Source organism: Bradyrhizobium oropedii (assembly GCF_020889685.1).
GTDB lineage: Bacteria > Pseudomonadota > Alphaproteobacteria > Rhizobiales > Xanthobacteraceae > Bradyrhizobium > Bradyrhizobium oropedii.
On record NZ_JACMYO010000015.1, the window covers coordinates 44,800 to 71,471 of the forward strand.

A 26,672-nucleotide genomic window follows, 5' to 3' on the forward strand; every position below is an offset into this window, starting at 1 on the left:
GGCTTGGTCGACGGCAACCAGATCGCGTCAAGACTTACGAAGGCTTCCATGACTGCAAGTTGGGTCAATTCGCTTGTCGACAGTGGCATCAAGTCCGACATGCTCAACTTTGCGGCGGACGGCGATTTCACCGACGCCGAAGCTATTCAGTTGCTGGCGGATGTCGCCAATCGCGGGAGCGTCACTGCGAATGAGTTGAACTCGCTGCAGGTGATTGCGGCCAATCTGAACAGCGGTCTCTCCACATCGAGCTACGTCTTCCATCTTTTCGTCCAGCTCGTCGACGGCAATCCGGCGAATGCCACCTGGACGGGGGGCAGCACGACGTCGGTCGCGCTCGGCAATCTGCAGGTTGGCACGACATCAACGCAGATGTCCGAACTGATCGGAAAGTGGTTCCAGGGGACCGATCTTCCGGATCCGACTTTGCCGCCCGATGCGGCCTCGAGCGGCTGGACATTGCAGGGCTATAGCGCTGTTGTCGGACCGTTGTACTCTTCGGCGGGTGCGGCCACCGTCAACGATGTCTGTCAGGGAGCAAGCGGCGATTGCGAGCTGATGTCGGGCTTGATCGACCTCGTCGTCTTTCATCCCCAGGTCATGAGCTCCATGATCGTGGACAATGGAAACGGTACCTATGGCGTACGCTTCTATGTCAATGGTCAGGAGACATGGGAGACCGTCAACGACGAGTTTCCGGTCGTCAGTGGAACCGAACTTGATTACGGTCACAACTACAATGAGCAGCCCACCGCAATGTGGGTTGCCTTGGTGGAAAAGGCCTACGCCCAACTCAGTTCGACGGGACAGATCGGGCACCCGGCCGTCAATAGCTACAACAACATCTCCGCCGATCCCCCGACGAATGTCTTCGAGAATCTGACCGATGCGACGAGCGTCAACTATTATCTGAGCACCGCGTCCTATTGGTACAGTGACAAGTCGATCTACACCGCTGCGCTCGCCGCCGGCGACGATGTCATCCTCGAGATCCCTTCGACGTCTCCGTACACCTACGACAGTGCGGGAAATATCCAGCTGGTCCCGGACCATGCTTTCGCAGTCATCGGATATGACAGCGCGACGGGCAATTTCATCGTTCGCAATCCGTGGGGAAACAGTTATCCCGGCCAGAACTGGGACGTGCAGTTCGAGGTTTCGCTCACGCAGATCGCCAATGAGCAAGGCGACTTCGTCATCGACAATTCCGGCGCCGTCGACGTCGCGCCGAATGTGGTCGTGTCCAATGTAACCGGCCGGGCGCAGACTTCGATCAGCGCATCGTCCATGTTCTACGTGACGAGCGGTGGCCTGCCCCTGACCGAGTATGCGCTCTGGGACACCGGCGGCAATGGCCATTTCACCGTGAACGGGGTGGCGCAGGCGGCCGGGGTCGAGATCGACGTCGCCGCTTCGCAATGGTCCCAAATTGGCTATCAGTTCGGTGCCGCGAGCGATCAGCTGTGGGTGCGCGCGTATAACGGCGTATTCTGGAGCGCCTGGGCCTCGTTTACCGCGACGCCGGAAGGGCCCGTCGTGACGGTCTCGAACGTCACGGCATCGCATGGCCAGAGCTTTGTCGCGTCATCGCTGTTCACTTACACTGATCCATTCGGCTTCGCGGCCTCCGAATACGATGTCTGGAACGCCGGCATCGGTGGCGCGCACTTCGTTCTGAACGGGGTGGCGCTTCCCACCAATCAGCACAATTACGTCACGGCCGCCCAGCTGTCGTCGCTGAGCTATCAATCCGGTTCCGGCATCGACACACTCTGGATCCGCGCCAACGACGGCACGGCTTGGGGACAGTGGTCGAACGCGTTCACCGTCAACGCTCCGGTCGACACCGGTCCTGTTGAAGCCGTCTCGAACATCAATGCGTCTCACGGACAGAGCTATTCGGCCACGTCCCTGTTCACCTACGGCGATCCGTTCGGTAGCGCTGCGACCGAATATGACGTTTGGGACAGCGGCACCGTTGGCGGGTCCTTCGTCCTGAACGGGGTGGCGCTGCCGGCCAAGCAGGACAATTACATCACGGCGGCCCAACTGACCTCGCTCAGCTATCAGTCCGGGTCCGGCGTCGACACACTTTGGATCCGCGCAAACGACGGAACTGTTTGGGGGGCATGGTCGAACGCGTTCACCGTCAATGCACCGGTCGACACCGGTCCTGTTGAAGCCGTCTCGAACATCAATGCGTCTCACGGGCAGAGCTATGCGGCCACGTCCCTGTTCACCTACGGCGATCCGTTCAATAGCGCTGCGACCCAGTATGATGTCTGGGATACGGGCGCTGGCGGCGGGCACTTCGTTCTGAACGGGGTGGCGCTTTCGCCCAACCAGGACAATTACATCACGGCGGCGCAACTGGCCTCGCTGAGCTACCAATCCGGCTCGGGCATCGACACGCTTTGGATCCGCGCCAATGACGGCACGGTTTGGGGGAAGTGGTCGAACAGCTTCACGGTCAACGCTCCCGTCGACACCGGTCCTGTTGAAACCGTCTCGAACATCAATGCGTCTCACGGGCAGAGCTATGCGGCGACGTCCCTGTTCACCTACGGCGATCCGTTCAACAGCGCTGCGACCCAGTATGACGTCTGGGACACGGGCGCCGGCGGCGGGCACTTCGTTCTGAACGGGGTGGCGCTTTCGCCCAACCAGGACAATTACATCACGGCGGCGCAACTGGGCTCGCTGAGCTATCAATCCGGCTCGGGCGTCGACACATTGTGGGTCCGCGCGAACGACGGCACCGTCTGGGGATCATGGTCAAGCGCTTTCACCGTGAACGCACCGATCGACACCGGCCCGGTCGTGAGTCCGACCAATTCAAGCACGCTGTCCGTTCAAGGCCAGACGTTCGCGGTGTCCTCACTCTTCACCTATGCGGATCCGTTCGGCAGTTCCGCGACATCTTATGATGTCTGGAACACCGGAAGCGGGAACGGCTACTTCACGCTGAACGGCACGACGCTCGGAGCAAATCAGGACAACATCGTCGCGGCCTCGCAGCTCTCCCAGCTTGCGTATCATGTCGGCTCGGGCACAGACACGCTCTGGATAAAAGCCAATGACGGGACCGTGTGGGGCGCCTGGTCCAGTGCCTTCACGGTCAACGATCCCTCGATCATTCCAGTCGGACAGACCCTCGAGCTTCCATCAGCAAGCTCGGCTCAAATCTCCTTTGCATCAGGCTCCGGCACGCTGAAGCTTGATGATCCCGCCGGTTTCTCCGGCACCGTCGCCGGCATGACGGGAGCCGACGCGATCGATTTCGCCAACATCAATTTTGCGGCCGGCCAAACCGTGGCCTTTGCCGGCAACACGTCGGGCGGATCGCTGACGATCTCGGACGGCGTCCACGCCGCCAGCATCGCCTTGCTCGGAAACTACATGGCATCCACCTTCGTCGCCGCGAGCGATGGGCACAACGGCACGACGATCACGGTGCATCCCGATCAGGTCGCCACGCTTGCCCCGCCGCAGCATGCCTGAGCGGCCGCCGCCGCCCAACGCGCGGCCGTCACGTTCGACGGCCGCGCGGGGGCTGCGCGATCTTCCTGCGCTGATAGGCACTCGGGCCCGAACGCAAAATTCCAGCCGATCCCGGCGGATGCGCTCTACGCCGGTGTCCCCATGACGTAGGGCTTCAGCACCGCATAGAGCATGGCGTGCGTCGGCGTCGGGACGCCGAGCTTGCGGCCGAGCTCGACCACCTTGCCGCTCAGCCAGGGCAGTTCGAGCCGGTTGCCGCGCTCGAGATCGAGCGCCATCGAGGCCTTCATTGCCGGCGGCGCGTGCCCGATGAAATCGAGCACCTTCGCGAGCGGGTCCGGCGGCAGCTTGATGCCGCTGGCGTGGGCGATGGCGATGATCTCCTCGCAGGCCGACACGAAGAACGGACGCAGGTCGGGATCGTCGCGCAGTCTGCCGATCGGCTGGCGCGTGACCGCGGTCATGCCGGCATTGGTGGCGAGGCCGACGAACTTCATCCAGAGCTCGGTGTTGATTTGTTCGCTCAGCGTCGCATCGAACCCGGCCTTCAGGCAGAGCTCGAGCAGCGCCCTGCCGCGCGGCGTGATGCGGCCGTCGAGCTCGCCGAAGATCATGCGCATGAAGGTGCCGACCTGGTTGATCACGCCGGGCTTGATGATCGAGGCCGAGATCTGCGCCACTCCGCCCATCACGGCGTTGCGACCCAGGATCGGGATCAGCCGATCCGGCGCATCGATGCCGTTCTGCAGCGGGATCACCGCGGTGTCTGGGCCGACCATCGGCTTGATGTGCGCCCCGGCACTTTCGACGTCCCACAGCTTGACGCAGAACAGCACGATATCGACCGGGCCGACGTTTGCGGGATCGTCGGTCGCCTGGGTCGGGACCAGATGGGTTTCGCCGCGGCCGCCCTGAACCTTCAGCCCCTCGCTGCGCATGGCCGCCAGATGGGCGCCGCGCGCGATAAAGGTGACGTCGGCTCCGGCATGTGCGAGCGCCGCACCAAAGCCGCCCCCGACGCCTCCAGCGCCCACCACTGCGATCCGCATGATTGTCTCCTTGTCCACCGTGTTGGCCCGCAGCCTCGACGATGTCATTGCAATGCGCAACCCGATTTGCCTGAAAACCGCGTGACCGCGACCCTGCGCACCTACGTCATCTTCCTGCGTTGAACTTGCCGGCCCGAACCGCTAAGCCATCTCCGAAAGTTCGGGAGGGATGGGTGGCGATGACGGAGCCGACGGCGGTCGCGCTTGACGGTGCGACGGTGGCCTTTCGGTTGGCGGACGGACGGGTCTATACCGCGGTCGAGCAGGCCAATCTTTCGGTTGAGCACGGCGAGTTTGTCGCCATTGTCGGCCCGACCGGATGCGGAAAGTCGACGCTGCTCAATGTTACCGCCGGGCTGCTCAAACCCGCGGCGGGAACGGCAAGGATCTTCGACCGGCCGCTGAGCGGCCTCAACCGTGACGCCGGCTACCTGTTCCAGGCCGATGCGCTGTTCCCGTGGAAGACCGCGATCGACAATGTCGCGATCGGGCTCGAGATCAGGGGCACGCCGCGCACCGAGGCGTTGGCGCGCGCCGGGAGGTGGCTGACGTCGGTCGGGCTCGGCGCGTTCGCGGGCCGCTATCCGCACATGTTGTCGGGCGGTCAGCGCAAGCGCGTCGCCCTTGCACAGGTCCTGATCCGCGATCCGAAGATCCTTTTGATGGACGAGCCGTTCGGTCCGCTCGACGCCCAGACGCGGCAGATCATGGGCAATCTGCTGCTGGAATTGTGGACCGCCGACCGCAAGGCGGTGCTGTTCGTGACCCACGATCTCGAGGAGGCGATCGCGCTCGCTGACCGCGTCGTGATCATGTCCGCCGGTCCTTCCGCGCGCATCATCGGCGACTGGCGCATCACGCTGCCGCGGCCGCGCGACATCGCCGAGATCAGGATGGAGAAGGATTTCCATGCGCTGCACCGCGAGATCTGGGGCGTGCTGAAGGATGAGGTGATGAAGGGGTATGTCCAGTCGACGCAGGCGGGAGCCGCCTGATGTCGCGCGTCACGTTGCTGGCTTTGCAGGTTTTGGTCGCCGTCGTCACGCTGGTGTTGTGGCAAGTCTTTTCCACCGTGCCGGTGTTCGGCAAGGTGCTGCTGCCGCCGTTCTTCTTCTCCAATCCGGTCGACGTTTTCAGCCAGATCGTGAAATGGTTCTCGACCGGGGTGATCTGGAAGCATCTTGCGATCACGTTGTGGGAATCGATCCTCGCCTTCGTGATCGGCTCGGCCGGCGGCATTCTGGTCGGCTTCTGGTTTGCGCGGCAGCCGCGCGTCGCCGCGGTGTTCGATCCCTATGTGAAGATGGTCAACGCACTGCCGCGCGTGGTGTTGGCGCCGATCTTCGTGCTGTGGTTCGGGCTCGGCGTCTGGTCCAAGGTCGCGCTCGGCGTGACCTTGGTGTTCTTCATCGTGTTCTTCAATGTCTATCAGGGCGTCAAGGAAGTGCCGACCACCGTGCTCGACAATGGCCGCATGCTCGGCATGAACGAGCGGCAACTGATGCGCCATGTCTACTGGCCCTCGGCGCTGTCATGGATGTTCTCCTCGCTCCACACCTCGGTAGGCTTTGCTGTGGTCGGCGCGGTGGTCGGCGAATATCTCGGCTCGGCTGCCGGCCTTGGCTATCTGATCCAGCAGGCCGAAGGCGTGTTCGACGTTGCCGGCGTGTTCGCCGGCATGTTCGTGCTGTCGGCCTTCGTCATCCTGATCGACATGGGTGTGACCGCGGTGGAGAAGCGGCTTTTGGTCTGGCGGCCGACGGCGGCTGCGCGGGATTAGCCCGCTGCCAGCGTTGCCTCCATCAGCCCCCGGATCTTCTCCGTCACCTCGGGGTCTACAGGATTGTAGACGATCATGCTGAGGTCGGGCCGGCCGTCGACCGCGAACGCCGAATATTCGAATTTCACCGGGCCAAGGATCGGGTGCCGGAGCTGCTTGATGCCCTCGCCATGCGTGCGCACGTCGTTGTCACGCCAGAGCGCCGCAAATTCCGGGCTCAGCCGGCAGAGCTCGTCGACGAACGGTTGCACCTCGGCGGCAGCTCCTGCGCGTGCCGCGTCGACCCTGAAGGCGCCGACCACGAAGCGCGCCACGCTTGCCCAGTCGTGTTGCGCGGCGCGGACGCGGGGATCGAGGAACATGAAACGCAGCACGTTGCGCTCGCGCGGCGGCAGCGATCCGTAGTCCGTCAGCATCACGGTCGCCGCCCGGTTCCAGGCGACGACGTCCCATATCGCGGTCCTGATGATGGCGGGGTGCGGCTCCAGCACCCCGAGCACGCGCTGCAGCCGCGGCGTCACGCCTTCACTTCTCTGGTAGCGCACCTCGGGCGTGCGGCCGAGGCCGAGCAGGAACAGATGCTCGCGCTCGACATCGGTCAGCATCAACGCGCGCGCGATGCGGTCGAGCACATCGGCCGACGGCGCGCCGCCGCGACCCTGTTCGAGCCAGGTGTACCAGGTCGCTGAGATGTTGGCGCGCTGAGCCACTTCCTCGCGGCGCAAGCCCGGCGTGCGGCGGCGCTCGGGCGGAAAGCCGAACGTGGCGGGATCGAGCTTGCTGCGGCGGTCCTTCAGGTAAGCGCCGAGCAGGTTCTCATGCGCGAGCGGTTCGCTCATCCTGTTAGCCATTATACCATGATAAGGTCACTACTTTACCACGATAGCGCAACGACCCAGATTTGTCTCCAGCAAAACCTGGAGACTTGCTGATGCGCGTGTTTGTTACTGGAGCCACCGGCTGGGTCGGCTCTGCCGTCACCGACGATCTGATTGCAGCCGGCCATCAGGTGCTCGGCATGACCCGTTCCGACAAGGGCGCCGAAGCGCTCGCGGCCGCCGGCGCGGAGGTACATTACGGGACGCTGGAAGATCTCGACAGCCTGCGCAGCGGCGCCGCGCAGGCGGACGCGGTGATCCACTGCGCCTTCAACCATGACTTTTCGAAGTTTGCGCAGAACTCCGAGGATGACCGGCGCGCCATCGAGACGCTCGGTGCCGTGCTCGAAGGATCGAACCGGCAGCTGATCACGACATCAGGTGTTGCGCGGGTGGCGCAGAGCCGCGTCGCAACCGAAAAGGATCCGCCGATTCCGGTCTCCGAGGCCTATCCGCGTGCGTCCGAGGCTACGACAATGGCCGTGGCCGCGCGTGGCGTGCGCGCGGCGGTGGTGCGGCTGCCACCCTCGGTGCATGGTCACGGCGATCATGGCTTCGTGCCGCGCCTCGTCGCCTTCGCGCGCGAGAAGGGCGTCTCTGTCTATATCGGTGAGGGACAGAATCGCTGGCCCGGCGTGCATCGCCTCGACGCAGCGCGCGTCTATCGGCTTGCGCTCGAGCGCGGCGTCGAAGGCGGCCCGTTCCATGCGGTGGCCGATGAGGGCGTGCCGTTCAAGGCGATCGCCGAGGTCATCGCCCGCCGGCTCAACGTTCCGCTGGTGTCGAAATCGCCGGAGGAAGCGGCGGAGCATTTCGGCATGTTCGGCAGGTTTGTCGCCTTCGACGTGCCGACCTCGAGCGCGCGGACGCGGTCGCGGCTCGACTGGCAGCCGCAGCAGGCCGGGCTGATCGCCGACATTGATCATCCCGCGTATTTCGCTTGAACGCGGCGGAGCACCGATCATGACTGACGCCATGATGTCGCTTGCGGGCAAGCGTGTGATCGCAATCGGAGGATCGTCGGGGATCGGCTTTGCCGTCGCCGCGCTCGCGCGGGAACAGGGCGCGGAGGTGGTGATTGCCTCCAGCAACCCCGCGAATGTCGATGCGGCGGTCGCGCGGCTGCCGGGATCTTCGGGCCGTACTGTCGATCTGCGCGACGAAGCCGGCGTGTCGCGCTTCTTCGATCAGGTCGGCAGCTTCGATCACCTCGCGATCACGGCGGGCGATCAGGGCCTCCCGGCGTTCGGTGCGACGCGTGATCTCGATCTCGCTGTGGCGCGCGAGGCTCTCACGCTCCGCTTCTGGGGCTCGCTCGCGGCGGTCAAGCACGGCAGCCGCGTGATCGCTGCGAACGGATCGATCACGCTGACCGGCGGCCTGCTGGCGCACCGCCCGCAAAAGGCGATGCCGTTCGTGACCGCGGCGGCGGGAGCCATGGAGAGCCTGGCCCGCGGCCTTGCCGTCGATCTTGCGCCGGTCCGCGTCAATGCCGTATGCCCGGGCCTCATTCTCACCGAGCGCGTCACGCAGATGCCGGAGGAGAGGGTGCGCGGCTATGTAGCAGGCTTGCCGTTGCCGCGCGCTGCATCGCCGGGTGAGGCGGCCACTGCCTACGTGTACCTGATGTTGAACAGTTACGTCACGGGGCAGACTCTTGCGGTGGATGGCGGTGGTCTGTTGGTGTGAGATCGGCAGCGTGAAATGTAGGGCGGGTTACGGCTGCGCCTAACCCGCCCTACGCAGGGAAGCATCCGGCTCAGAGCGGGAAGCACCGCATATAGGCTGCGAACAGTTTCTCATCGCTCACGCTCACCAGTTCTGCGGCAATCGCGTCGGCAAGCTCGAGGTCGCGGTTCTGGATGCGCAGCCATGCCCGGGTATCGGCGGTGATGTTCAGGGCTGCCTCTCCGACGTGACGCCCCGGCACCACCTGGAGCTCCTTGCCCTTGATCACAACCGTCATATCCAGCGCGCTTGCTCCGGTGAAGCGCAGATGCGTCACGAGGTCGAGGCCGCGCGCCCTGCCGCGCTGGAATCCGAGCGAAAGCGAGAAGATGTAGGACTGGACGCTGCCGGTATGGCGGCCGGACGTGACCTGCTGGACCTTCTTGTGCGGGAAGCGCCGCGTCACCGTATCCTCGGCGTCGGTATCCGGGATCACGTAGACGAACTCATCCTTGTCGATCAGCGGCTTCACCACGTCGGCGAAATGGCCGTCGCGGTCTTCCAGAAAAGGCCCGATCACGTCTTCGCCGGCCGGGCAGGCCGAGATGCAATAGGCCGCCTTGTAGCCCGGCTTGAACGACAGCGATTGCCAGATATTCAGGGTCTCGGTGCGTGGAACGCGGGCGCGATAATCCTTTGCATCTTTCGAATCCGCGACCTTCTCGACCCACTGCGTGAAGTTGCCGAGAAAGTCGTGATAATTGTGGGTGTGGCAGGACAGGAAATCGAAGCCGCCGTCCGGCTTGATGGCGCCGACCGGGCAGGCGGCGACGCACAATTTGCACTCCAGGCAGGGATTGTAGTCGATCGGCTGGTCGTGGGCGTCGACGTCGCAACCGAGCAGGATGGTGCCGAGCAGCACGAAGCTGCCGAATTTCGGGTGAATGACGCTGCGATGGATTCCCATCCGGCCGAGGCCTGCTTCCACCGCGATCGGCTTGTGCTGGACCATCATGATCCTGGGCAGGTCCATTTCCATCGGGAAAGCGGCGACCGAGTTGCAGGCCGGGATGCCGCGCTCGTCGAGCGCACGAACGATGGCGCGTGCGGTTTCGTTGACGTGATCGTAGGTGCCGTGGAATTCCTCGTTGGCGACCGAGCGCGACGGCGAACGCACCGGCTCACGGTTCATGTGACAAACGATCGCGAGCAGGGAACGGGTCCGGCCATAGACCTTCCGGATGAAGTCCCGCTGCGGCGCGATGGCGGCACGCTCGAATTCGATGATGCCGACGTCGTCGGCTCCGCAGTTCCGCGCGATCTCCTTGATCAGCTCCGATGAAACCGGGGCATCGTGGAGCGGTTGGCTGCTGCGTGCCCGCACAGCCCTGACCGTGGGGTGATCGTCGAGGCTCATGGTCCATGCTCTCTATAAATGACTGGCATCATATTATGGAGCGGGTGGACGTGAGGCAAGCGAATTATCTGTCAATCGTCATGTAATGGAATCCCGGTCGTCGAAGCGACAGATTTGCACATGCCTGAATAGCACTTTGCACACCCAGCGCGGCCAACTCCGTCATCCTGAGGAGCGCGTAGCGCGTCTCGAAGGATGGACGGCCTCACTCTGGCCGTCGCCCTTCGAGACGGCCGCTTCGCGGCCTCCTCAGGGTGACGGTGATAGGTTCGATGGGAAATGCGCTCCTCGCAATGAACGGGGTGGAAGCCGTCGTCAATCCAAGAGCTTGGTATCGTCGGGTGCCTGCGGCGGCGTCTTGATCGCGATCGCCTTGAAGGCACGGCCGTTCGGCTTGGTGCCGCCATGCGGCGTACCCTTCGGGATCACGATCAGATCGCCCGGCTTCACCGTCACTTCCTTGTCGCCGAGCCAGACCGTGCCGGTGCCCTCCAGGATGAACTGCATCTCGTTGGTGTTGGGATGCATGTGCTTCGGCACGTTGCCGTCCTGGATCGAGACGGTGGCGCCGTCGGCGGAGACGAACGTCTTGGAGCGGAAGCCTGTCTTGTTGGCGTCGCCGAGCTTGTCGCCCTCCATCTCGCCGGTGTGGATCACCTGCGCCGTGATGCTCTCCGCCGCGAGCGCCGGCCGCAGCAAATGGGTGACGCCACAGCCGGCGGCGAAGGCAGCGGCAATCGACAGCGTGGTTGCAACACGATTCATGAAGACCTCCCTTGATGTTTCCCTTGAAGTATTCTTGGTGCTTCTCGGCGCTTTCTAAGTATCGGCGATGCTATGCCGCCGCCGCAGGCTTGACCAGCACCCGGAAAGTCGCCTTCTCAAGCCGTGCCGGCTCCTCTATCTTGCCCGCCAATCGAACGGAGGACGTCATGAACAAACTGCTTGGCAAGCTTGCCGGAACGCTGCTGGCGCTGACCCTGTCCACGGGCCTTGCCGCGGCGCAAAGCAAGATCACCATCGCGGTCGGGGGCGGCGCCTGCCTGTGCTATCTGCCCACCGTGCTGGCCAAGCAGCTTGGCGAATACGACAAGGCCGGGCTTGCGGTCGAGCTGGTCGACCTCAAGGGCGGCTCGGATGCGCTGAAGGCGGTGCTCGGCGGCAGCGCCGACGTCGTCTCCGGTTATTTCGACCACTGCGTCAATATCGCCGCCAAGAAGCAGGAGATGCAGGCCTTCGTGGTCTATGACCGCTATCCCGGCCTCGTGCTGGTGGTGTCGCCGAAGCACACGGGCGAGATCAACTCGGTCAAGGATCTGGCCGGCAAGAAGGTCGGCGTCAGCGCACCCGGCTCCTCGACCGATTTCTTCCTGAAATATCTCTTGAAGAAGAACGGCCTCGATCCGGCCGGCACCGCCGTGATCGGCGTCGGCCTCGGCGCCACTGCGGTGGCTGCGATGGAACAGGGCCAGATCGATGCCGCCGTGATGCTCGATCCCTCCGTCACGGTGCTGCAAGGCAGCCACGCCGACCTCAAGATCCTCAGTGACACCCGCACCCAGCACGACACGCTCGCGGTGTTCGGCGGCGAATATCCGGGCGGCGCGCTCTATTCGACCGCGGCCTGGGTCAACGGCCACGAGAAGGAGGTGCAGGCACTGACCAATGCGATCATGGCGACGCTGGCCTGGATCCATTCGCATTCCGCCGAAGACATCATGGCCAGGATGCCGGAGGAGCTCGTCGGCAAGAACAAGGAGCAATATCTGGCCGCGCTGAAAAACACGATCCCGATGTACTCGGAAACCGGCAAGATGGACCCCAAGGGCGCCGAGGCCGTGCTCGCGGTGTTCAGCGAAGGCTCGCCTGAGGTGGCGAAGGCCGGCATCGACGTCACCAAGACCTACACCAACAAATTCGTCGATCAGGTCAAGAAGACGACCGGAAGCGCGAAGTAGGCATGATCCGCAAAAGTGTGAAGCGGTTTTGCGAAGAGATCATGCCCAAATGAGCGGTACCGACATGCAGTCTCCGCTCATTTGTCGCGTCACCGCGCTCGACCTCGCATTGCAGCGGCGTCCCTGGCCGTTCGCGGACGAGCGGCGCGCCGAGATCGACGCGCATTTCGCTGAACAGCAGCGGCTGAATCCGAACCTGTGGAACGGCCGCGTCCTGCTCGGGCGTGATCCGGTGTTCGCCGGCGAGCGGCTCAGCGCGAGCTATTTCGAGACCGATTTCGCGAGCTTCCTGGCCTGGCGCGACTGGGGTTTCCCGGACAAGGAAATCTTCAACGGCTTCGGCATGGGCGCGCTGCTCGCCAGCGACGGCGCCTTCGTGTGTGGGGTGATGGGCGAACAGACGGCCAATGCCGGACGCATCTATTTCCCCTCCGGCACGCCGGATCTCGACGACATCAGCGGCGAGACGGTCGATATCGCCGGCAGCGTGATGCGCGAGCTCGAGGAGGAGACCGGGCTTTTGCCGTCGGATTGCCGCGGCGACGCCGACTGGCACTGCATCTACACCGGGTCCGCGCTCGCGATGATGCAGATCCTGCGCATCGATATGCCCGGTGACGCGCTGCGTGCGCGCATCGAGGCCAACCTCGCACGCCAGGAAAATCCCGAGCTCACCGGCATCCATCTGGTGCGCAGCCGCGCCGATCTCACCGCCGCCATGCCGCGCTTCGTCACCGCGTTCATCGAAACGCAGCTGCCGGCGTAGAGCGGGGACTCATTCGGGCGCGCTTGTGACCGGTACCATCAGTCGTTGACGGATTCCGGCCCGGAGCAACGGCTGATCATTCGGCCACCTCAACGATCATCTCGACCTCCACAGCATTGTTGAATGGAAGTCCCGCCATCCCGACGGCAGATCGCGCGTGCTTTCCGGCTGCGGCGCCGAAGACTTCCACCATCAAGTCGGAGAATCCGTTCACGACTTTCGGTTGGTCACCAAAGCCCTCGGCCGAATTGACCATCCCGAAGACCTTGACCACGCGCTTCACCCGATCGAGGCTTCCAAGTGCGACGCGCACTTTCGCCAACATGATCAGGCCAACCTGACGCGCCGTGTCGTAGCCTTCCTGCACGGTGAGGTCCTTGCCCACCTTGCCCTTGTACTTCCAGTCGGCAGCCGGGGTGTTTCCCGCGAGGAAGACCAGATTGCCGACCCGGACAGCATCGACGTAGTTGGCGACGGGAACAGGCACCGGCGGCAGCGTAATGTTCAACTCCTTCAGTTTGGCCTCGGCGGAGGGTGAATTCTGCGCCACGGCACCCGACGACGCGGCAATCCACGCTCCCAATCCAAGTACGCATGCACCGAACCACGAGATGAGTCTCGTTCTGCAAAGCATGTGAGTCATGTGTCGCCTCCAATGACGCCTACTTCGCAGCCTTCAGGATAAGGCAGAAACGGCGTTCCTTCTTTCCGTAGTTCTCCGGGCTGCAAGAGATCGGATCGCATTTCGTGTCGCCTCGTTGAGGGCAAAGCGGATGCGGCTGTGCGTACACATCCTGGCGTCGCGCGTCCGTTCCGTCGAAACTTTGCGCAAGCCTGCGCCGTGGCGACGCAGCCATCGCGCTTGACATCATCGGTCGCTCCCTCTGTGATAGGGCGGCACGAAAACAAAAAATGCAGTGCACAATCTCTGGGAGGGATGCATGCCGGTCAGGAGGGCCGCCCGCTGGCTCGCGGGTCTATCCGTCGCGGTTGCGGCGCTGGGCGTGGCTGCTTCAGCGCATGCACAGGACAAGAAGATCAAGATCGGCGTGATCTTCGATTTGACCGGCCCGCTGGCCGGTGGCGGCTCCGAGCTGCAATATACCGGCGTCAAGATCATGCTCGACCATTACGCCAAGACCGGCGTCGAGGGTTACAAGGTTGAGGCGGTCTACGCCGACGCGCAGAGCAAGCCCGATATCGCCATCAACGAGGCCGTCCGCCTGCTCGAGCAGGAGAAGGTCGATATGGTGATGGGCTTCTTCTCCTCGGCGCAATGCGTGCCGGTGGCGGCCCGGGTCGACCAGATGAAGAAGTTCATGTGGATCACGACCTGCATCTCCTCCGGCGTGTTCGACGGCAAGAACTACAAATACGTGTTCCGCCCACAGGCCGCTGGCAACCAGTACGGCATGATGACGACCGACTTCATCGCGCAATATTCGTTGTCCAAGTTCGGCAATGAGCCGAAGGACCTCCGGGTTGCCATCATCCATGAGGACGGCGCCTATGGCGTCGACGTCGCCAAGGGCAACGAGGCCGGCGCCAGGAAGGCCGGCTTCAACGTCGTGCTCAAGGAGGGCTATTCGGCAACCGCGCCCGATCTGTCGGCGCTGGTGACCAAGCTGAAGCGCGCCAAGCCCGATGTGATTTTCCACACCGGCTACAATCCGGACATTACCCTGCTGTTCCGCCAGGCGCGCGAGCAGGGGGTGAAGTTCGGCGCCATCGTCGGCCACGGCGCGGGTTATGGCGTCTACGAGAAGCTGAGGGAAGGTCTCGGCGTCGACGCCAATTATCTGTTCAACACCGACCCGATTTCGATCTGGCTTGCCAATCAGAACGGCATGGATCCGAAGCTGCCGCCGGTGATCAAGATGGTTGGCGAGGAATTCGACAAGCTCAAGCCCGGCGTGCCGATCCGCTCCGCCCATGTCGGCATCGGCGCGGCCAACGCCTATGTGTTCCTCGACGACGTGCTGCCACGCGCGATCAAGAAGTATGGCGGCGTCGATCCGGATGCGCTGCGGAAGGCGGCGCTCGACACCGACATTCCCGAGGGCGGCACCATGCTTGGTTACGGCGTGAAGTTCTACGGCGAGGGCGAGCAGTATGCCGGGCAGAACGCGCGCTCGTTCCCGGTGGTGCTGCAATATGTCGACGACAAATCCTACGTGGTGTGGCCGAAGAGCCAGATGCAGCGCGAGACCGTGCTGCCGCTGCCGGCCGGCACCACCTACAGCTACAAATAGCTCGCTCGCGAAGGGGACCGCCGTGCTCGCCGTGGAAGGCCTGGTCAAGCGGTTTGGCGGCTTTCGCGCCGTCAACAATGTGTCGTTCCGCGTCGAGCAGGGCGAGATCCTCGGTTTGATCGGCCCGAACGGCTCGGGCAAGAGCACCATCTTCAACATGCTCTCCGGCACCTTGCCGCCGACCGAGGGCTCGATCCTGTTCGACGGCCGCGAGATCGCAGGTCTCGCCCCGCATCGGATCATCGTGAGCGGCATCGGCCGCACCTTCCAGATCCCGCGGCCGTTTCATCGCCTCAGCATCTTCGAGAACGTCGTGCTCGCCGGCTTCTACGGGCAGGGCCGTCACAGCCGCAGCAGGGCCGAGGAGGCGGCCGAGCGTGCACTGGCGATGGTCGGGCTGCCGACCGATCGCCATGCCAGCGTCGAGGGGCTGGGCGCTGCGGGGTTGAAGAAGCTCGAACTGGCCAAGGCGCTCGCGACAGGACCGAAACTCCTGCTCGCCGACGAAAGCCTCGGCGGGCTCGACGAGGCCGAGATGGACCAGGCCGCCGATATGCTGCGGCGGATCCGCGACGAACTCGGCATCACCATCATCTGGGTCGAGCACATCATGGGCGTCTTGATGCGCGTGGTCGATCGCGTGATGGTGCTGGATCACGGCGAGAAGATCGCCGAAGGCCTGCCGGCGGATGTCGCCGGCGATGCCAGGGTGATCGAGGTCTATCTCGGCACCGATGCGGATGCGAGCCTTGCAGCCGCGGCCGCAGCGCAAGCGCGCCGCCGGATCGGGGCGTGACCGGCATGCTGGAGTTGAAGTCGATCGATGCGGGCTATGGCAGCTTCCAGGCGCTGTTCGACGTCAGCCTCGACGTCAGGGCGGGCGAGGCGGTCGGCGTGATCGGCCCGAACGGCGCCGGCAAGACCACCTTGATGCGGGTGATCTCCGGATTGATCCGCCCGATCCGGGGGACCATCGCGATGGAGGGCACCGACGTCGTCGCGACGCCGCCGCATCGCATCGTCAGCCTCGGGATCGCGCATGTGCCGGAAAACCGCCGGCTGTTTCCGCGGCTCACGGTCGCGGACAATCTGAAGATGGGCGCCTACATGCCGGGCGCCCGCGCGCATTACGTGGAGCGGCTGGAGTTCGTGTTCGAGCTGTTTCCGCGGCTCAAGGAGCGGCTGCAGCAGATGGCCGGCACGATGTCCGGCGGCGAGCAGCAAATGTGCGCGATCGGCCGCGCCCTGATGTCGAACCCGAAACTGCTGCTGCTCGACGAGCCGTCGGCCGGGCTTGCGCCGGTCGTGGTGCAGCAGGTGTTCGAGCTCGTCAAGCGCATCCGCGCCTCGGGACTGACGGTGCTGATCGTCGAGCAGAACGTGCAGCAGGTGCTGCGCGTGGTCGACCGCGCCTATCTCCTGGAAGCCGGCTCCATCCGCGCCGCCGGGTCAGCGGCGGAGCTCGCGGCCAGCGACACCATCAAGCAGGCGTATTTGGGAGTGTGAAGGAATGATGATCGTGGATCGGACAGGCGCGCCCACACAGTTTCCCGTCATCTTGAGGAGCCGCGAAGCGGCGTCTCGAAGGATGCACGGCCCGGCTGGTGGCCGTGCATCCTTCGAGGCTCGCCCAGCGGCGCAAGTGCGCCGCAAGGCTCGCACCTCAGGTTGACGGTTATGATGATTCAGCCAGACGCCGCCACGGTCTAAGGCAGAACGGCCATGCAATCCTTCCTCGGCATCTTCGACATCTACCTGCTGGAGGCCGTGATCAACGGCATCCTGCTCGGCGGCGTGCTGGCGCTGTTGGCGCTCGGGCTCAATCTGATCTTCGGCGTCATCGACGTCACCTGGATCTGCTACGCCGAGCTCGTGATGATCGGCATGTACGGCATGTACTATCTGGTGCAGGTCTTTCATCTGCCGTATTGGGCGGCCGCGCCGCTCGTCATCCTGCTGGTCGCGCTGCTCGGCGCCGCGCTGCATTTCCTGGTCATCGCGCCCTTGCTGACCGCGCCGCCGATCAACCAGCTGCTGGCCACCGGCGGCGTGCTGTTCATCCTGCAGAGCTTCGCCACCGTCGCCTTCGGGATCGACTTCCGCAATCTCGGCATCCGCCTGCCGGTGCTGGCGCTCGGCGAGATGAATTTCAGCTACGCGCGGCTGCTCTCGTTCGGAGCGGCGCTCGCCGGCATGATCGGCGTCTATCTGTTCCTGACCCGTACCTTCACCGGCACCGCGATCCGCGCCATTGCGCAGGACCGCCAGATCATGCCGCTGATGGGCGTCGACCCCAGGCGGATCTATCTCGTCACCTCGGCGATCGGCGGCGGGCTCGCCGGCCTCGCGGCGTGCCTATTGGTGCTGCAATATGACGTGCATCCGTTCGTCGGCCTGTCGTTCGGGCCGATCACCTTCCTCATCTGTGTGCTCGGCGGCCTCGGCAATTTCATCGGCGGCTTCATCGCCGCTTTCGTGTTCGCCGAGATCATCTCGCTCGGCGGCCTGTTCTCCGATCTCGAGTGGGGCTACGTGCTGGCGTTCGCCTTCTTCATCGTCATGATGTTCATCCGGCCCGCGGGCCTGCTCTCGAGGCGCTCGTGAACAGGCAGACCGCCGGCTGGATCATTGGGCTGCTGGCGCTCGTCGCGCTGCCCTTCGTGCACCGAGATCCCTATCATCTGCACGTGCTGGTGCAGATCCTGATCTGGTCGTTCGCCTATACGTCGTGGTCGATCATGGGCCGCTTCGGCCTGGTCTCGCTCGGACATGGCGGCTTCATGGGCATCGGCGCCTACGTCACCGCGCTGCTCTGGAACCACCTCGGCGTCTCGCCCTGGATCGGCATTCCCCTCGGCATGGCGACCGCGGGCGTGCTCGCGCTGATCGTCGCCTATCCCTGCTTCCGCTTCCGCATCACCGGGCACTATTTCGTGCTGGTGACGCTGGCGCTGTCGGGCATCGTGCTGCAGGTCATCACTGCAACCCGCGACTATACCGGCGGCTCGCTCGGCTACACCCCGCAGCGCGCGCCGAGCGGCAAGGGGCTGCTCGCGCTGCAATTCGACGACAAGACCGCCTGGTATCTGATCGCGCTCGCGGTCTGGGTCGCTGGGCTGGTGATCTGGCGCGCGATCGACCGCAGCATGATCCGCCACGCCATGGAGGCGATCTCGGAGGATGAAGATGCCGCCGCCGCCGCCGGCGTCAACGTCACCGCCGAGAAGCTCAAGATCACCCTGATCAGCGCGCTGATGACCGCGCTCGCAGGCGCGCTCTATTGCCAGTACCAGATGTTCATCTCACCCGATACGGTGAGCGGCATCGCGGTTTCCCTGCAGATGGTGTTCGCGGCGATCGTCGGCGGCGTCTATGTGGCGCTCGGGCCGACGGTCGGCGCCGTCATCACCATCGTGCTGGCCGAGGTGCTGCGCATCTCGTTCGGCACCAAGGCGGTCGGCTGGGACAATCTGGTCTATGGCGTGCTGCTGGTGCTTTTCATCATCTTCCTGCCCAAGGGCATTCTTGGTAGCGTGATCGACCGGATCAAATCGCCACGCAAGCCCTCGAGAGGCCATGAGCAACAAACCGTCCCAATCGCTCGCCGATGAACTGAAGCCCTTCGTCGCGCCGTTCCGCGTCGACGGATCAGCCGAATTTCACCTGAAGTCGTATCCGACCGCCGAGAAGGGCGGCATCGACAAGGACGGCGGCGGCAAGATCATCGAGGCCAACCGCAAGCGGCTCAATGACTTCCAGGAGAAGCTCTATGCCCAGGACCGCTGGTCGCTGCTCTTGATCTTCCAGGGCATGGATGCCGCCGGCAAGGACTCCGCGATCAAGAGCGTGTTCGAGGGCGTCAACCCGCAGGGCTGCGAGGTCTCGTCCTTCAAGCAGCCGTCGTCGCGGGAGCTCGACCACGACTACATGTGGCGGGCGATGGTCGCGCTGCCGGAGCGCGGCCGCATCGGCATCTTCAACCGCTCCTACTATGAAGAATGCCTCATCGTGCGGGTGCATCCTGAGGTGCTCGACAAGCAGAAGCTCCCGAAGAAGCTGGTGACCAAGAATATCTGGCGCGAACGCTTCGAGGACATCTCCGCGATCGAACGCTATCTGTCGCGCAACGGCACCATGATCCTGAAATTCTTCCTGCACGTCTCCAAGGAGGAGCAGCGCCAGCGCTTCCTCGGCCGGCTCGAGGAGCCGGCCAAGAACTGGAAGTTCTCGATGGCCGACATTTCCGAGCGCGCGCTATGGGCAAAGTACGAGGCCGCCTATCAGGACATGATCCACCACACCGCGACCAGGGATGCGCCCTGGCACATCGTGCCGGCGGACCACAAATGGTTCGCCCGCGTCGTGATCGGCTCGACCATCGTTAATGCGCTGGACAAACTCGATCTGAAATTTCCCGAGGTCGACAAGGCCGAGTTGAGCGAATTCAAGCGCATCCGCGACTCGCTGCTGGCGGAGGGAAAAAGCGGGGCGGCCGAGAAGAAGGTGCCCGCCAAGAAGTAGCGTGTCGATCCGCTGACTTCGCGTGTTGACGGACAGGCGCCCTGGCATGTGGTGTGAGCACACTTCTCAGGCTTCTTCCCCACAAGGGAGGAAACCGATTTGCCGGTGCATTCCTTGTTCTGGCGTGTAGCAAGCGCGGCATTGTTATCGTGAGCAGCAGCCTCACGCCGCGGCTTCTCCGAACACCATCTGCCAGCCCTTGCGCGTATCCATGTATTCCCGCACCTGCTTGATCCGGCCTGCCTCGACCACGAACACGAAGCAGTAGTCATTATCGTAAGCGCGGCCGCCCGGCAGCGTCGCGCGCATTCGTTCCTCGACGATCACGGTGTCGCCGTCGGCATGAACTGCGCGGAACGCGATGTCGATCTCGGAGAACAGGCGATGCATCTCGGTCGAGATGAAGCGGGCGATCGCGTCAGCGCCGATCATGTGATCGGTGTGATCGAGCGCGACCGCGGTGGCGTTGCGGGCCGGCGCGATCCATTCGGCATCCGGCGCGAACACGGCGGCAATCAGGCTGGCGTCACGGGTCCTGAAGGTCTGCCAGGCGTTGAGGACGATTTCTTTGGTGGTCGGGCTGGTCATTGCGATGTCTCCAGGGCTGATCGATGCAGAGGTTGATCGATCGGCTCGATCTAGGTCAGCGCGGCCGGATGTGCTGGCCGGAATCGGACCTCATCACCGCCGGCCACTTCCCTGGATCGCGCGATGCGCTAGTCTTTGGTCATGCTCAGCTTCGAGGTCTGCAACGCCGCACGGCTGCGGCGCGACGCGCGCTATGACGGCCGCTTCTTCACCGCGGTGAAGACCACGCGGATCTATTGCCGCCCGGTCTGTCCGGTGAAGCATCCATTGCCGCGCAACGTCACCTATTACCCGACCGCTGCCGCGGCAGCCGGCTTTCGGCCCTGCCTGCGCTGCCGTCCCGAAACCGCGCCGTTCTGTCCGGCGTGGAACGGCACGCGCTCCACGGTTGCGCGTGCGCTCAAGCTGATCGACGGCGGCGCGCTGGAGCGCGGCTCGGTTGCCGCGCTGGCCGACCGGCTCGGCATCACCGCGCGCCATCTGGCCCGGCTGTTCGAGCGCCATGTCGGCGCAAGCCCGCAGCAGGTTGCAACCACCCGCCGCGTGCAGCGCGCCAAGCGCCTGATCGACACCACCGACGAGGCGATGACCGAGATCGCCTTCCGCGCCGGCTTCGGCAGCGTCCGCCGTTTCAACGCGGCCTTCGCTGATCTCTACGGTCGCTCGCCGTCGAGCCTGCGCGCGTCTTCGCGCGGACGCAGGTGAGGGGGAGTGCGGAGTGAGCGACGCTGTCGACAGCGTAAGGTGAGCACGCCAGTCAGGCTCCCTCCCCCCTTGCGGGGCGGCAAGGGGGGAGGGAACCCCTCCGCCGGTGCGCCCCTCACTGTCGTGGCCGTCCTCACGCCCGCCGCTGCGCATAGGTCAACCCCGCTGTCCCTCTTTACCCATTGCGGCGGCTTGCCATAATCGTTTAGAACGACGGCGCACAGCGCGTCCCGGCAACCAACCGTCAATGGTTTTGACCGAGGATTTCGGCGCTCAACAGGGTCTGGCAATGCTGATTCGCGGCCAAATTGATGGGATTTCGGGGGAGGTGGCCCAGGCTACCGCCACGATCCCGGCCGCAGCGCCCACCCTGCTTATTGGCGGCCTGCTTCTTACCTGCCCCTGAGGGCCGGCTGGGCGTTTGCGCCTGGGCACTCAGGGGTTTGTACGAGATCACCGGACCCTGATATCGCCCAAGTAATTGCTCGAGGAGCAACATGACGGGCGCAAAGCTTAAAGGAATTTCTGACATGGCCACCGCTGATAAGTCCGAGAAGGACCGCGTCATCATTTTCGACACCACCTTGCGCGACGGCGAGCAGTGCCCCGGCGCCACCATGACCTTCGAGGAGAAGCTCGAGGTCGCCGAGCTGCTGGACGATATGGGCGTCGACGTCATCGAGGCCGGCTTCCCAATCACCTCGGAAGGCGACTTCCAGGCGGTCAGCGAGATCGCCCGTCGCTCCAAGAACTCCGTCATCGCGGGCCTCTCCCGCGCCCATCCGGCCGACATCGACCGCTGCGCCGAAGCCGTGAAGTTCGCCCGCCGCGGCCGCGTCCACACCGTGATCGCGACCTCGCCGCTGCATATGCGCGTGAAGTTGAACAAGACCCCCGAGGAGGTCATCGAGACCTCGGTCGCGATGGTCGCCCGCGCCCGCAACCAGATCGACGACGTCGAATGGTCGGCCGAGGACGGTACCCGCAGCGAGATGGACTATCTGTGCCGGATCGTTGAAGCCGTGATCAAGGCCGGCGCCACCACGGTGAACATCCCCGATACCGTCGGCTACACGGTGCCGGAGGAATACACCCACTTCATGCGGACGCTGATCGAGCGCGTGCCGAACTCCGACAAGGCGATCTTCTCGGTCCACTGCCATAACGACCTCGGCATGGCGGTCGCGAACTCGCTGGCCGGCATCGTCGGCGGTGCGCGGCAGGTCGAGTGCACCGTCAACGGCATCGGCGAGCGCGCCGGCAACGCCGCGCTGGAAGAGATCGTGATGGCGATCAATGTCCGGAACGACAAGTTTCCGTACTGGAACAAGATTGACACCACGCAGCTGACCCGCGCCTCGAAGGTGGTGTCGGCGGCCACCTCGTTCCCGGTGCAGTACAACAAGGCGATCGTCGGCCGTAACGCGTTCGCCCATGAGAGCGGCATTCATCAGGACGGCGTGTTGAAGGATGCCTCGACCTACGAGATCATGCGGCCCGAGATGGTCGGCCTGAAGCAGTCCTCGCTGGTGCTCGGCAAGCATTCCGGCCGCCACGCCTTCATCCACAAGCTGGAGGAGATGGGCTACAAGCTCGGCGCCAATCAGCTGGAGGATGCCTTTACGCGGATGAAGGCGCTGGCCGACCGCAAGAAGGACATCTACGACGAGGACATCGAGGCGCTGGTCGACCAGGAGATGGCGGCCGCGCACGACCGCATCAAGCTGACCTCGCTGACCGTGATCGCCGGCACCCATGGCCCGCAGCGCGCGACCATGAAGCTCGACGTCGACGGCCAGATCAAGATCGAGGAAGCCGAGGGCAACGGTCCGGTCGATGCCGTCTTCAATTGCATCAAGCGCCTGGTGCCGCACGAGGCCAAGCTGGAGCTCTATCAGGTCCACGCGGTGACCGAAGGCACCGACGCGCAGGCCGAGGTCTCGGTGCGTCTCGCCCACGAAGGGCGTTCGATGACAGCGCGCGCCGCAGATCCGGACACGCTGGTCGCGTCCGCAAAGGCCTATCTCGGCGCGCTGAACAAGATCGTGATGAAGCGCCAGCGCGACGTCCCGGCGACCAAGGTCGCGGGCTGACAAACGAGAACGATCGAGAGTTCGAAACGCGGCGCCTCGGCGCCGCGTTTTTGTTTGGGCTCACCCGTTCAAGCCCGCCATTACCATTGCAACGGCCTTGCCGTTGCCGGCAGGAACCGGCGGCACCGGGTTCCCTGATCGTAGCAACGGAGTAGCAACCTTTCGTCAATTCGCCGCAGGTACAACCTCCGGTATGGATCCGGCGGAAACCTTTGAGCGAATCTCGCCCGTGCCCGGGCCGCAGACTCTCAGCGGCGGTCGGGCTGTGCCTCTGGCGCGCAACGTCCTCGTCGGCACGACGGTCACGGTATGGCTGCTCTGGTACGTCTTTCGCGGGCCTCTGACGTTCGACGACGCCTATATGTATCACCGCTACGGCGCTCACATGTTGAACGGGACAGGGGTGGCCTGGAATGCGGACGGGCCTCCGACCTATGGGTTGACGAGCCAGCTCTGGCTGTTCGTGCTGCTGCCATTTTTCATGCTGCCATTGTCGGCCGCCACCGCGCTGCAGTTCGCGTCGTGGCTGACGGGAGGCCTGGCGATTGCCGTGATGGCTTACGCCGTCAAGCGAGAAGCGGAGAACCCGCTTCTCGCCGACCCCGCCGTTGCCATCGGCGCGGTCGGGTTGCCGCTGCTGCTGCATCCTGCCTTCGCAGCCCAGCTCACGACTGGAATGGACACGATGCTGTCGCTGCTGGCCAACGCTGCGATCATGCTGGTGGCCATCAGGTACAGGGAAGCACCGAGCACCAGCCTCGCAATCGTCTCGGGCTTCGTCTCGTTGGCGGCCATCCTGACCCGACCGGAGAACGGCATTTGCGCGCTTGGCGTGCCGTTGCTCGCCTTGATGTCGCGACCATCGGTCTGGCGATGGCGCCATCTCGCGTGGCTCGTGGCATTTCCGCTTGCGCTCGTGCTGGTCTCCCTGGCCCTCGCTCAGGCATATTACGGCTCGGCGTTGCCCCTGAGCTTCTACGCGAAATCCGCGCACGGATATGATGGCTTTCTCAATACGGAAAGTGCGATCGGCTATCTCGTCCTGGCGCTGTCGATCGCAATTCCATTCATCGTAGCTCTGGTCATTGGGATCCGCCGTGGCATCCAGCCGCCGATGCTGGTGCTTGCGTTGCCGGCGGCCCTGACGGTCTGCTATCTGCTCACGGTGCGCCAGGTCATGGGCTGGAATGGCCGCTTCTTCATTCCGTTCCTTCCTTACGTCGTCATCCCGGGCCTGCTTTCGCTTGACAGGGTGCTCTCGCACGGACTGTCGGTCGGCGGCCCGGCGCGAGGCGTAGCAGTCGGTCTTGCTGCGCTCCTCGGCGTCCTTGCCTTGCAACCTGCGATCGGTCGTCTCTCCTTCGCAATGCTTTCGCCGCAACCCATCGCGATGCCGAGGCTTGAGACCAGGGCGACGACGCCGTTGCCCGAGAAGGAGTGGTTCGCGGTCATCAGGCAGATCGGCGACGGCATCGTTGCCAGATTGCCCGAAGGATCCGTCGTTGCCGCCTCCGAAGTTGGATACATCGGGAGCAGTGCGCCGAATATTGCAGTCATCGACCTCGTCGGGCTCAACGACACCCGGATCGGGCGCAATGGCCTGAGCATGGACTATCTGCTCGGCCTCAAGCCCGACATCATCTGGTTTCCGCACCAGGACTACACCGGCCTGAGATCCAGGATGCTGTCCGATCCTCGCCTCTATCAGCGCTATGTCGTGATCGCCGGTGCCTTCAATTACGGCCTGGCGATCCGGCGCGACAACCCGCATCGCGCTTCGATCGAGGCCGATGTGGCTAAAGGATGGGCCGAGCTCTATCCGAGTCTTGCGATGCCGGACTATATCGTTACAGGCGTACGCGAACCGGGGCTCGAAACAGGAATTCGGTGATTCCACGAGGGCCTTGCGCGGATGAGCGCAAGCGTCATCGGCAAGCCGGGATCGCAGGCTAGGTTAAGAGATCGTAGGGGCGCAGCCGTAACCCGCAGCCCGTCGCGCGGATCGAAGATGGCGGGTTACGCTTCTACATTCCTGATTCCGGTGGTCCCAATTTGGGCCACTGAAACGAAGAGTGATGGCACAAACTGTGACCGGTGTTCTCCGGACGAGAACAGTTTTGCGTCTTCATAAAGAACCTTGATATCGGCAGTTTGTGCCAGCCAGCTAAATCTCTTCCAACACCGCGTGTTAACGCTAAACGTTGCGGGAGTATCATTTCACCTGGCCAACCGCCGCCCGCTGGAGCTGCGTTTTTCGCATCCTGGAATCGAAAGCGTTTTTCCTTCGAATTGTTGGAATCTCATCCCAACAATCCGTCAGATCCCGCACTGCTTTGGAATCTTCCGTGGCATCCCCAGCGTACCCTCTGTTCTTTCCCGGGGACGCTGCCCATGTCGCTGACCTCCATCGACGTCGACCTCCCGCGCGCCGCCACACCGGCGGAGACCTCGCTGACGCGCCGGGTGGACCTCACCACGCTCCGTCTGTTCGTCGCGGTCTGCGACGAGCAAAATCTCACCCGCGCCGCGCAGCGCGAGGGGATCGCGGCGTCCGCGGTGTCGAAACGGATGAACGATTTCGAGCTGGCGTTCGGCGTCACGCTGTTCAAGCGGCTTGCCAAGGGCATGGCGCTGACGCCGGCCGGCGAGGCGCTGCTGCATCACGCCCGGGTCACGCTGCTCAATGTCGAGAAGATCGCGGTCGAGCTGTCCGAATATTCGCAAGGCGTGCGGGGCCATGTCCGCATGCTCGCCAACCTATCGGCGATCGTGCAGTATCTGCCCGAGGACCTCTCCGCCTTCTTCGCCGCGCATGAGCTGCTCCGTGTCGATTTGCAGGAACGTCCGAGCGGGCAGGTGGTGCGCGGCATCGAGGAGGGCACGGCCGAGATCGGCATCTGCTCGGCCGAGGCCGACAGCCGCGCGCTCGAAGCGTTTCACTACCGCTACGACAATCTGGTGGTGGTGATGCGGCAGGACCATCCGTTGGCCGGCCGCGAGAAATTGCGGTTCATCGAGACGCTCGATTTCGACCAGATCGGCCTGCACACCGCGAGCTCGATCTACCTGCGCTCGCAATATGCGGCCACGCAAGCCGGCAAGACGATGCGGCTGCGCATCAACGTGCCCGGCTTCGATGCGGTGTGCCGCATGGTGCAGGCCAATATGGGTCTCGGGCTGATCCCCGATCGCGCCTATCAGGTCGTTGGCGCCGGCATGGGCCTTCGCGCGGTCCCGCTGCGCGACGACTGGGGACGGCGCGAGCTGAAGATCGTCGTCCGCGATGCGGCGCATCTGTCCGCAACCAGCCGCCTGATGCTGGACTATCTGCGTGCGATCGAAACGGAGCGGGGCGGCGGACGAGCTAGCTAATGCCCGATCCGGAAAAGTGCGAAGCAGGCTTTCCCTGGCGACAAACGTGAAGCGTTTGCGCAGAGGCCACGCTCAGGCAAAGCGCTAAAGCGCAATGACAGTTCCGCTGAATCCTGTCGTGCAC

The 26,672-nt window shown here is 63.9% G+C and carries 23 protein-coding genes; 17 read left to right on the top strand and 6 right to left on the bottom strand.

The features are described from left to right. Nucleotides 1-48 precede the first annotated feature (48 nt). Nucleotides 49-3,501 (top strand): C2 family cysteine protease, encoded by a 3,453-nt coding sequence (locus H8A95_RS06945; protein ID WP_229182485.1) that lies wholly within the window; start codon nucleotides 49-51, stop codon nucleotides 3,499-3,501. 125 nt (nucleotides 3,502-3,626) lie between these two features. On the opposite strand, the gene H8A95_RS06950 is transcribed toward H8A95_RS06945, so the two are convergent. Further along, nucleotides 3,627-4,550 (bottom strand): ketopantoate reductase family protein, encoded by a 924-nt coding sequence (locus H8A95_RS06950; protein WP_229182486.1) that lies wholly within the window; start codon nucleotides 4,548-4,550, stop codon nucleotides 3,627-3,629. Nucleotides 4,551-4,729: 179 nt separating this feature from the next. Between H8A95_RS06950 and H8A95_RS06955 the strand changes: the two genes are divergently transcribed. Next, entirely contained in the window at nucleotides 4,730-5,545 is an 816-nt protein-coding gene (locus H8A95_RS06955) for an ABC transporter ATP-binding protein (RefSeq protein WP_229182487.1), read from the top strand. Next, a complete protein-coding gene (locus H8A95_RS06960; protein WP_229182488.1) occupies nucleotides 5,545-6,330 on the top strand; it encodes an ABC transporter permease in 786 nt (261 codons plus the stop codon). The genes H8A95_RS06955 and H8A95_RS06960 overlap by 1 nt, the downstream gene beginning before the upstream one ends. On the opposite strand, the gene H8A95_RS06965 is transcribed toward H8A95_RS06960, so the two are convergent. Further along, the gene (locus H8A95_RS06965; protein WP_229182489.1) at nucleotides 6,327-7,169 is read right to left on the bottom strand and encodes a helix-turn-helix transcriptional regulator; all 843 of its coding nucleotides are present in this window, start codon (nucleotides 7,167-7,169) and stop codon (nucleotides 6,327-6,329) included. The genes H8A95_RS06960 and H8A95_RS06965 overlap by 4 nt on opposite strands. A 92-nt stretch (nucleotides 7,170-7,261) precedes the next feature. Between H8A95_RS06965 and H8A95_RS06970 the strand changes: the two genes are divergently transcribed. Continuing rightward, on the top strand, nucleotides 7,262-8,152 hold the full coding sequence (locus tag H8A95_RS06970; RefSeq protein WP_229182490.1) for an SDR family oxidoreductase: 891 nt from the start codon (nucleotides 7,262-7,264) through the stop codon (nucleotides 8,150-8,152). Between the two features lie 19 nt (nucleotides 8,153-8,171). Further along, a complete protein-coding gene (locus tag H8A95_RS06975) occupies nucleotides 8,172-8,897 on the top strand; it encodes an SDR family oxidoreductase (protein ID WP_229182491.1) in 726 nt (241 codons plus the stop codon). Nucleotides 8,898-8,967: 70 nt separating this feature from the next. On the opposite strand, the gene H8A95_RS06980 is transcribed toward H8A95_RS06975, so the two are convergent. Continuing rightward, nucleotides 8,968-10,293 (bottom strand): 4Fe-4S binding protein, encoded by a 1,326-nt coding sequence (locus H8A95_RS06980; protein ID WP_229182492.1) that lies wholly within the window; start codon nucleotides 10,291-10,293, stop codon nucleotides 8,968-8,970. Nucleotides 10,294-10,608: 315 nt separating this feature from the next. Next, on the bottom strand, nucleotides 10,609-11,058 hold the full coding sequence (locus tag H8A95_RS06985) for a cupin domain-containing protein (RefSeq protein ID WP_163155858.1): 450 nt from the start codon (nucleotides 11,056-11,058) through the stop codon (nucleotides 10,609-10,611). 167 nt (nucleotides 11,059-11,225) lie between these two features. On the opposite strand from H8A95_RS06985, the gene H8A95_RS06990 reads away from it, so the two are divergent. Then, complete coding sequence (locus tag H8A95_RS06990) at nucleotides 11,226-12,251, top strand: ABC transporter substrate-binding protein (protein ID WP_229182493.1); 1,026 nt, start codon at nucleotides 11,226-11,228, stop codon at nucleotides 12,249-12,251. 64 nt (nucleotides 12,252-12,315) lie between these two features. Continuing rightward, nucleotides 12,316-13,017, top strand: coding sequence for an NUDIX hydrolase (locus tag H8A95_RS06995; protein ID WP_229182506.1), 702 nt, complete (start codon nucleotides 12,316-12,318; stop codon nucleotides 13,015-13,017). A gap of 76 nt (nucleotides 13,018-13,093) precedes the next feature. Here the strand turns inward: H8A95_RS06995 and H8A95_RS07000 are convergent, their stop codons facing one another. Further along, nucleotides 13,094-13,660, bottom strand: coding sequence for a RidA family protein (locus tag H8A95_RS07000; RefSeq protein WP_229182494.1), 567 nt, complete (start codon nucleotides 13,658-13,660; stop codon nucleotides 13,094-13,096). Nucleotides 13,661-13,958: 298 nt separating this feature from the next. On the opposite strand from H8A95_RS07000, the gene H8A95_RS07005 reads away from it, so the two are divergent. The 6 genes from H8A95_RS07005 to H8A95_RS07030 all read left to right on the top strand — a co-directional run bounded on the left by H8A95_RS07005 (nucleotide 13,959) and on the right by H8A95_RS07030 (nucleotide 19,790). Continuing rightward, nucleotides 13,959-15,269 carry an ABC transporter substrate-binding protein gene (locus H8A95_RS07005; RefSeq protein WP_229182495.1) on the top strand — a complete coding sequence of 437 codons (1,311 nt, stop codon included), beginning with the start codon at nucleotides 13,959-13,961 and terminating at the stop codon, nucleotides 15,267-15,269. Nucleotides 15,270-15,291: 22 nt separating this feature from the next. Next, a complete protein-coding gene (locus tag H8A95_RS07010) occupies nucleotides 15,292-16,065 on the top strand; it encodes an ABC transporter ATP-binding protein (RefSeq protein WP_229182496.1) in 774 nt (257 codons plus the stop codon). A gap of 5 nt (nucleotides 16,066-16,070) precedes the next feature. Next, the gene (locus H8A95_RS07015) at nucleotides 16,071-16,775 is read left to right on the top strand and encodes an ABC transporter ATP-binding protein (protein WP_229182507.1); all 705 of its coding nucleotides are present in this window, start codon (nucleotides 16,071-16,073) and stop codon (nucleotides 16,773-16,775) included. Nucleotides 16,776-16,991: 216 nt separating this feature from the next. Continuing rightward, nucleotides 16,992-17,873: a branched-chain amino acid ABC transporter permease gene (locus H8A95_RS07020; RefSeq protein WP_229182497.1), complete on the top strand. Its 882-nt coding sequence runs from the start codon at nucleotides 16,992-16,994 to the stop codon at nucleotides 17,871-17,873. Continuing rightward, nucleotides 17,870-18,880, top strand: a complete 1,011-nt coding sequence (locus H8A95_RS07025) for a branched-chain amino acid ABC transporter permease (RefSeq protein WP_229182498.1) — start codon at nucleotides 17,870-17,872, stop codon at nucleotides 18,878-18,880. Before H8A95_RS07020 ends, H8A95_RS07025 begins: the two co-directional genes overlap by 4 nt. Continuing rightward, a complete protein-coding gene (locus H8A95_RS07030; protein WP_229182499.1) occupies nucleotides 18,846-19,790 on the top strand; it encodes a polyphosphate kinase 2 family protein in 945 nt (314 codons plus the stop codon). Before H8A95_RS07025 ends, H8A95_RS07030 begins: the two co-directional genes overlap by 35 nt. 162 nt (nucleotides 19,791-19,952) lie before the next feature. On the opposite strand, the gene H8A95_RS07035 is transcribed toward H8A95_RS07030, so the two are convergent. Then, entirely contained in the window at nucleotides 19,953-20,378 is a 426-nt protein-coding gene (locus tag H8A95_RS07035; RefSeq protein WP_229182500.1) for a nuclear transport factor 2 family protein, read from the bottom strand. A 141-nt stretch (nucleotides 20,379-20,519) separates the two neighbouring features. Here H8A95_RS07035 and H8A95_RS07040 point away from each other — a divergent pair, with 141 nt between their 5' ends. From H8A95_RS07040 to H8A95_RS07055, 4 genes are all read left to right on the top strand, one after another. Then, entirely contained in the window at nucleotides 20,520-21,083 is a 564-nt protein-coding gene (locus H8A95_RS07040) for a bifunctional transcriptional activator/DNA repair enzyme AdaA (RefSeq protein ID WP_229182501.1), read from the top strand. A gap of 530 nt (nucleotides 21,084-21,613) precedes the next feature. Further along, nucleotides 21,614-23,176, top strand: a complete 1,563-nt coding sequence (locus H8A95_RS07045; protein WP_163162316.1) for a 2-isopropylmalate synthase — start codon at nucleotides 21,614-21,616, stop codon at nucleotides 23,174-23,176. Nucleotides 23,177-23,441: 265 nt separating this feature from the next. Then, on the top strand, nucleotides 23,442-25,067 hold the full coding sequence (locus H8A95_RS07050) for a hypothetical protein (protein WP_229182502.1): 1,626 nt from the start codon (nucleotides 23,442-23,444) through the stop codon (nucleotides 25,065-25,067). A 500-nt stretch (nucleotides 25,068-25,567) separates the two neighbouring features. Next, entirely contained in the window at nucleotides 25,568-26,548 is a 981-nt protein-coding gene (locus H8A95_RS07055) for a LysR family transcriptional regulator (protein ID WP_229182503.1), read from the top strand. Nucleotides 26,549-26,672 lie beyond the last annotated feature (124 nt).

Coding starts and splice junctions, on each gene's coding strand:
- H8A95_RS06945 (WP_229182485.1), top strand. CDS start 49: ATGACTGCAAGTTGGGTCAATTCGCTTGTCGACAGTGGCATCAAGTCC.
- H8A95_RS06950 (WP_229182486.1), bottom strand. CDS start 4,550: ATGCGGATCGCAGTGGTGGGCGCTGGAGGCGTCGGGGGCGGCTTTGGT.
- H8A95_RS06955 (WP_229182487.1), top strand. CDS start 4,730: ATGACGGAGCCGACGGCGGTCGCGCTTGACGGTGCGACGGTGGCCTTT.
- H8A95_RS06960 (WP_229182488.1), top strand. CDS start 5,545: ATGTCGCGCGTCACGTTGCTGGCTTTGCAGGTTTTGGTCGCCGTCGTC.
- H8A95_RS06965 (WP_229182489.1), bottom strand. CDS start 7,169: ATGAGCGAACCGCTCGCGCATGAGAACCTGCTCGGCGCTTACCTGAAG.
- H8A95_RS06970 (WP_229182490.1), top strand. CDS start 7,262: ATGCGCGTGTTTGTTACTGGAGCCACCGGCTGGGTCGGCTCTGCCGTC.
- H8A95_RS06975 (WP_229182491.1), top strand. CDS start 8,172: ATGACTGACGCCATGATGTCGCTTGCGGGCAAGCGTGTGATCGCAATC.
- H8A95_RS06980 (WP_229182492.1), bottom strand. CDS start 10,293: ATGAGCCTCGACGATCACCCCACGGTCAGGGCTGTGCGGGCACGCAGC.
- H8A95_RS06985 (WP_163155858.1), bottom strand. CDS start 11,058: ATGAATCGTGTTGCAACCACGCTGTCGATTGCCGCTGCCTTCGCCGCC.
- H8A95_RS06990 (WP_229182493.1), top strand. CDS start 11,226: ATGAACAAACTGCTTGGCAAGCTTGCCGGAACGCTGCTGGCGCTGACC.
- H8A95_RS06995 (WP_229182506.1), top strand. CDS start 12,316: ATGCAGTCTCCGCTCATTTGTCGCGTCACCGCGCTCGACCTCGCATTG.
- H8A95_RS07000 (WP_229182494.1), bottom strand. CDS start 13,660: ATGACTCACATGCTTTGCAGAACGAGACTCATCTCGTGGTTCGGTGCA.
- H8A95_RS07005 (WP_229182495.1), top strand. CDS start 13,959: ATGCCGGTCAGGAGGGCCGCCCGCTGGCTCGCGGGTCTATCCGTCGCG.
- H8A95_RS07015 (WP_229182507.1), top strand. CDS start 16,071: ATGCTGGAGTTGAAGTCGATCGATGCGGGCTATGGCAGCTTCCAGGCG.
- H8A95_RS07020 (WP_229182497.1), top strand. CDS start 16,992: ATGCAATCCTTCCTCGGCATCTTCGACATCTACCTGCTGGAGGCCGTG.
- H8A95_RS07030 (WP_229182499.1), top strand. CDS start 18,846: ATGAGCAACAAACCGTCCCAATCGCTCGCCGATGAACTGAAGCCCTTC.
- H8A95_RS07035 (WP_229182500.1), bottom strand. CDS start 20,378: ATGACCAGCCCGACCACCAAAGAAATCGTCCTCAACGCCTGGCAGACC.
- H8A95_RS07040 (WP_229182501.1), top strand. CDS start 20,520: ATGCTCAGCTTCGAGGTCTGCAACGCCGCACGGCTGCGGCGCGACGCG.
- H8A95_RS07045 (WP_163162316.1), top strand. CDS start 21,614: ATGGCCACCGCTGATAAGTCCGAGAAGGACCGCGTCATCATTTTCGAC.
- H8A95_RS07055 (WP_229182503.1), top strand. CDS start 25,568: ATGTCGCTGACCTCCATCGACGTCGACCTCCCGCGCGCCGCCACACCG.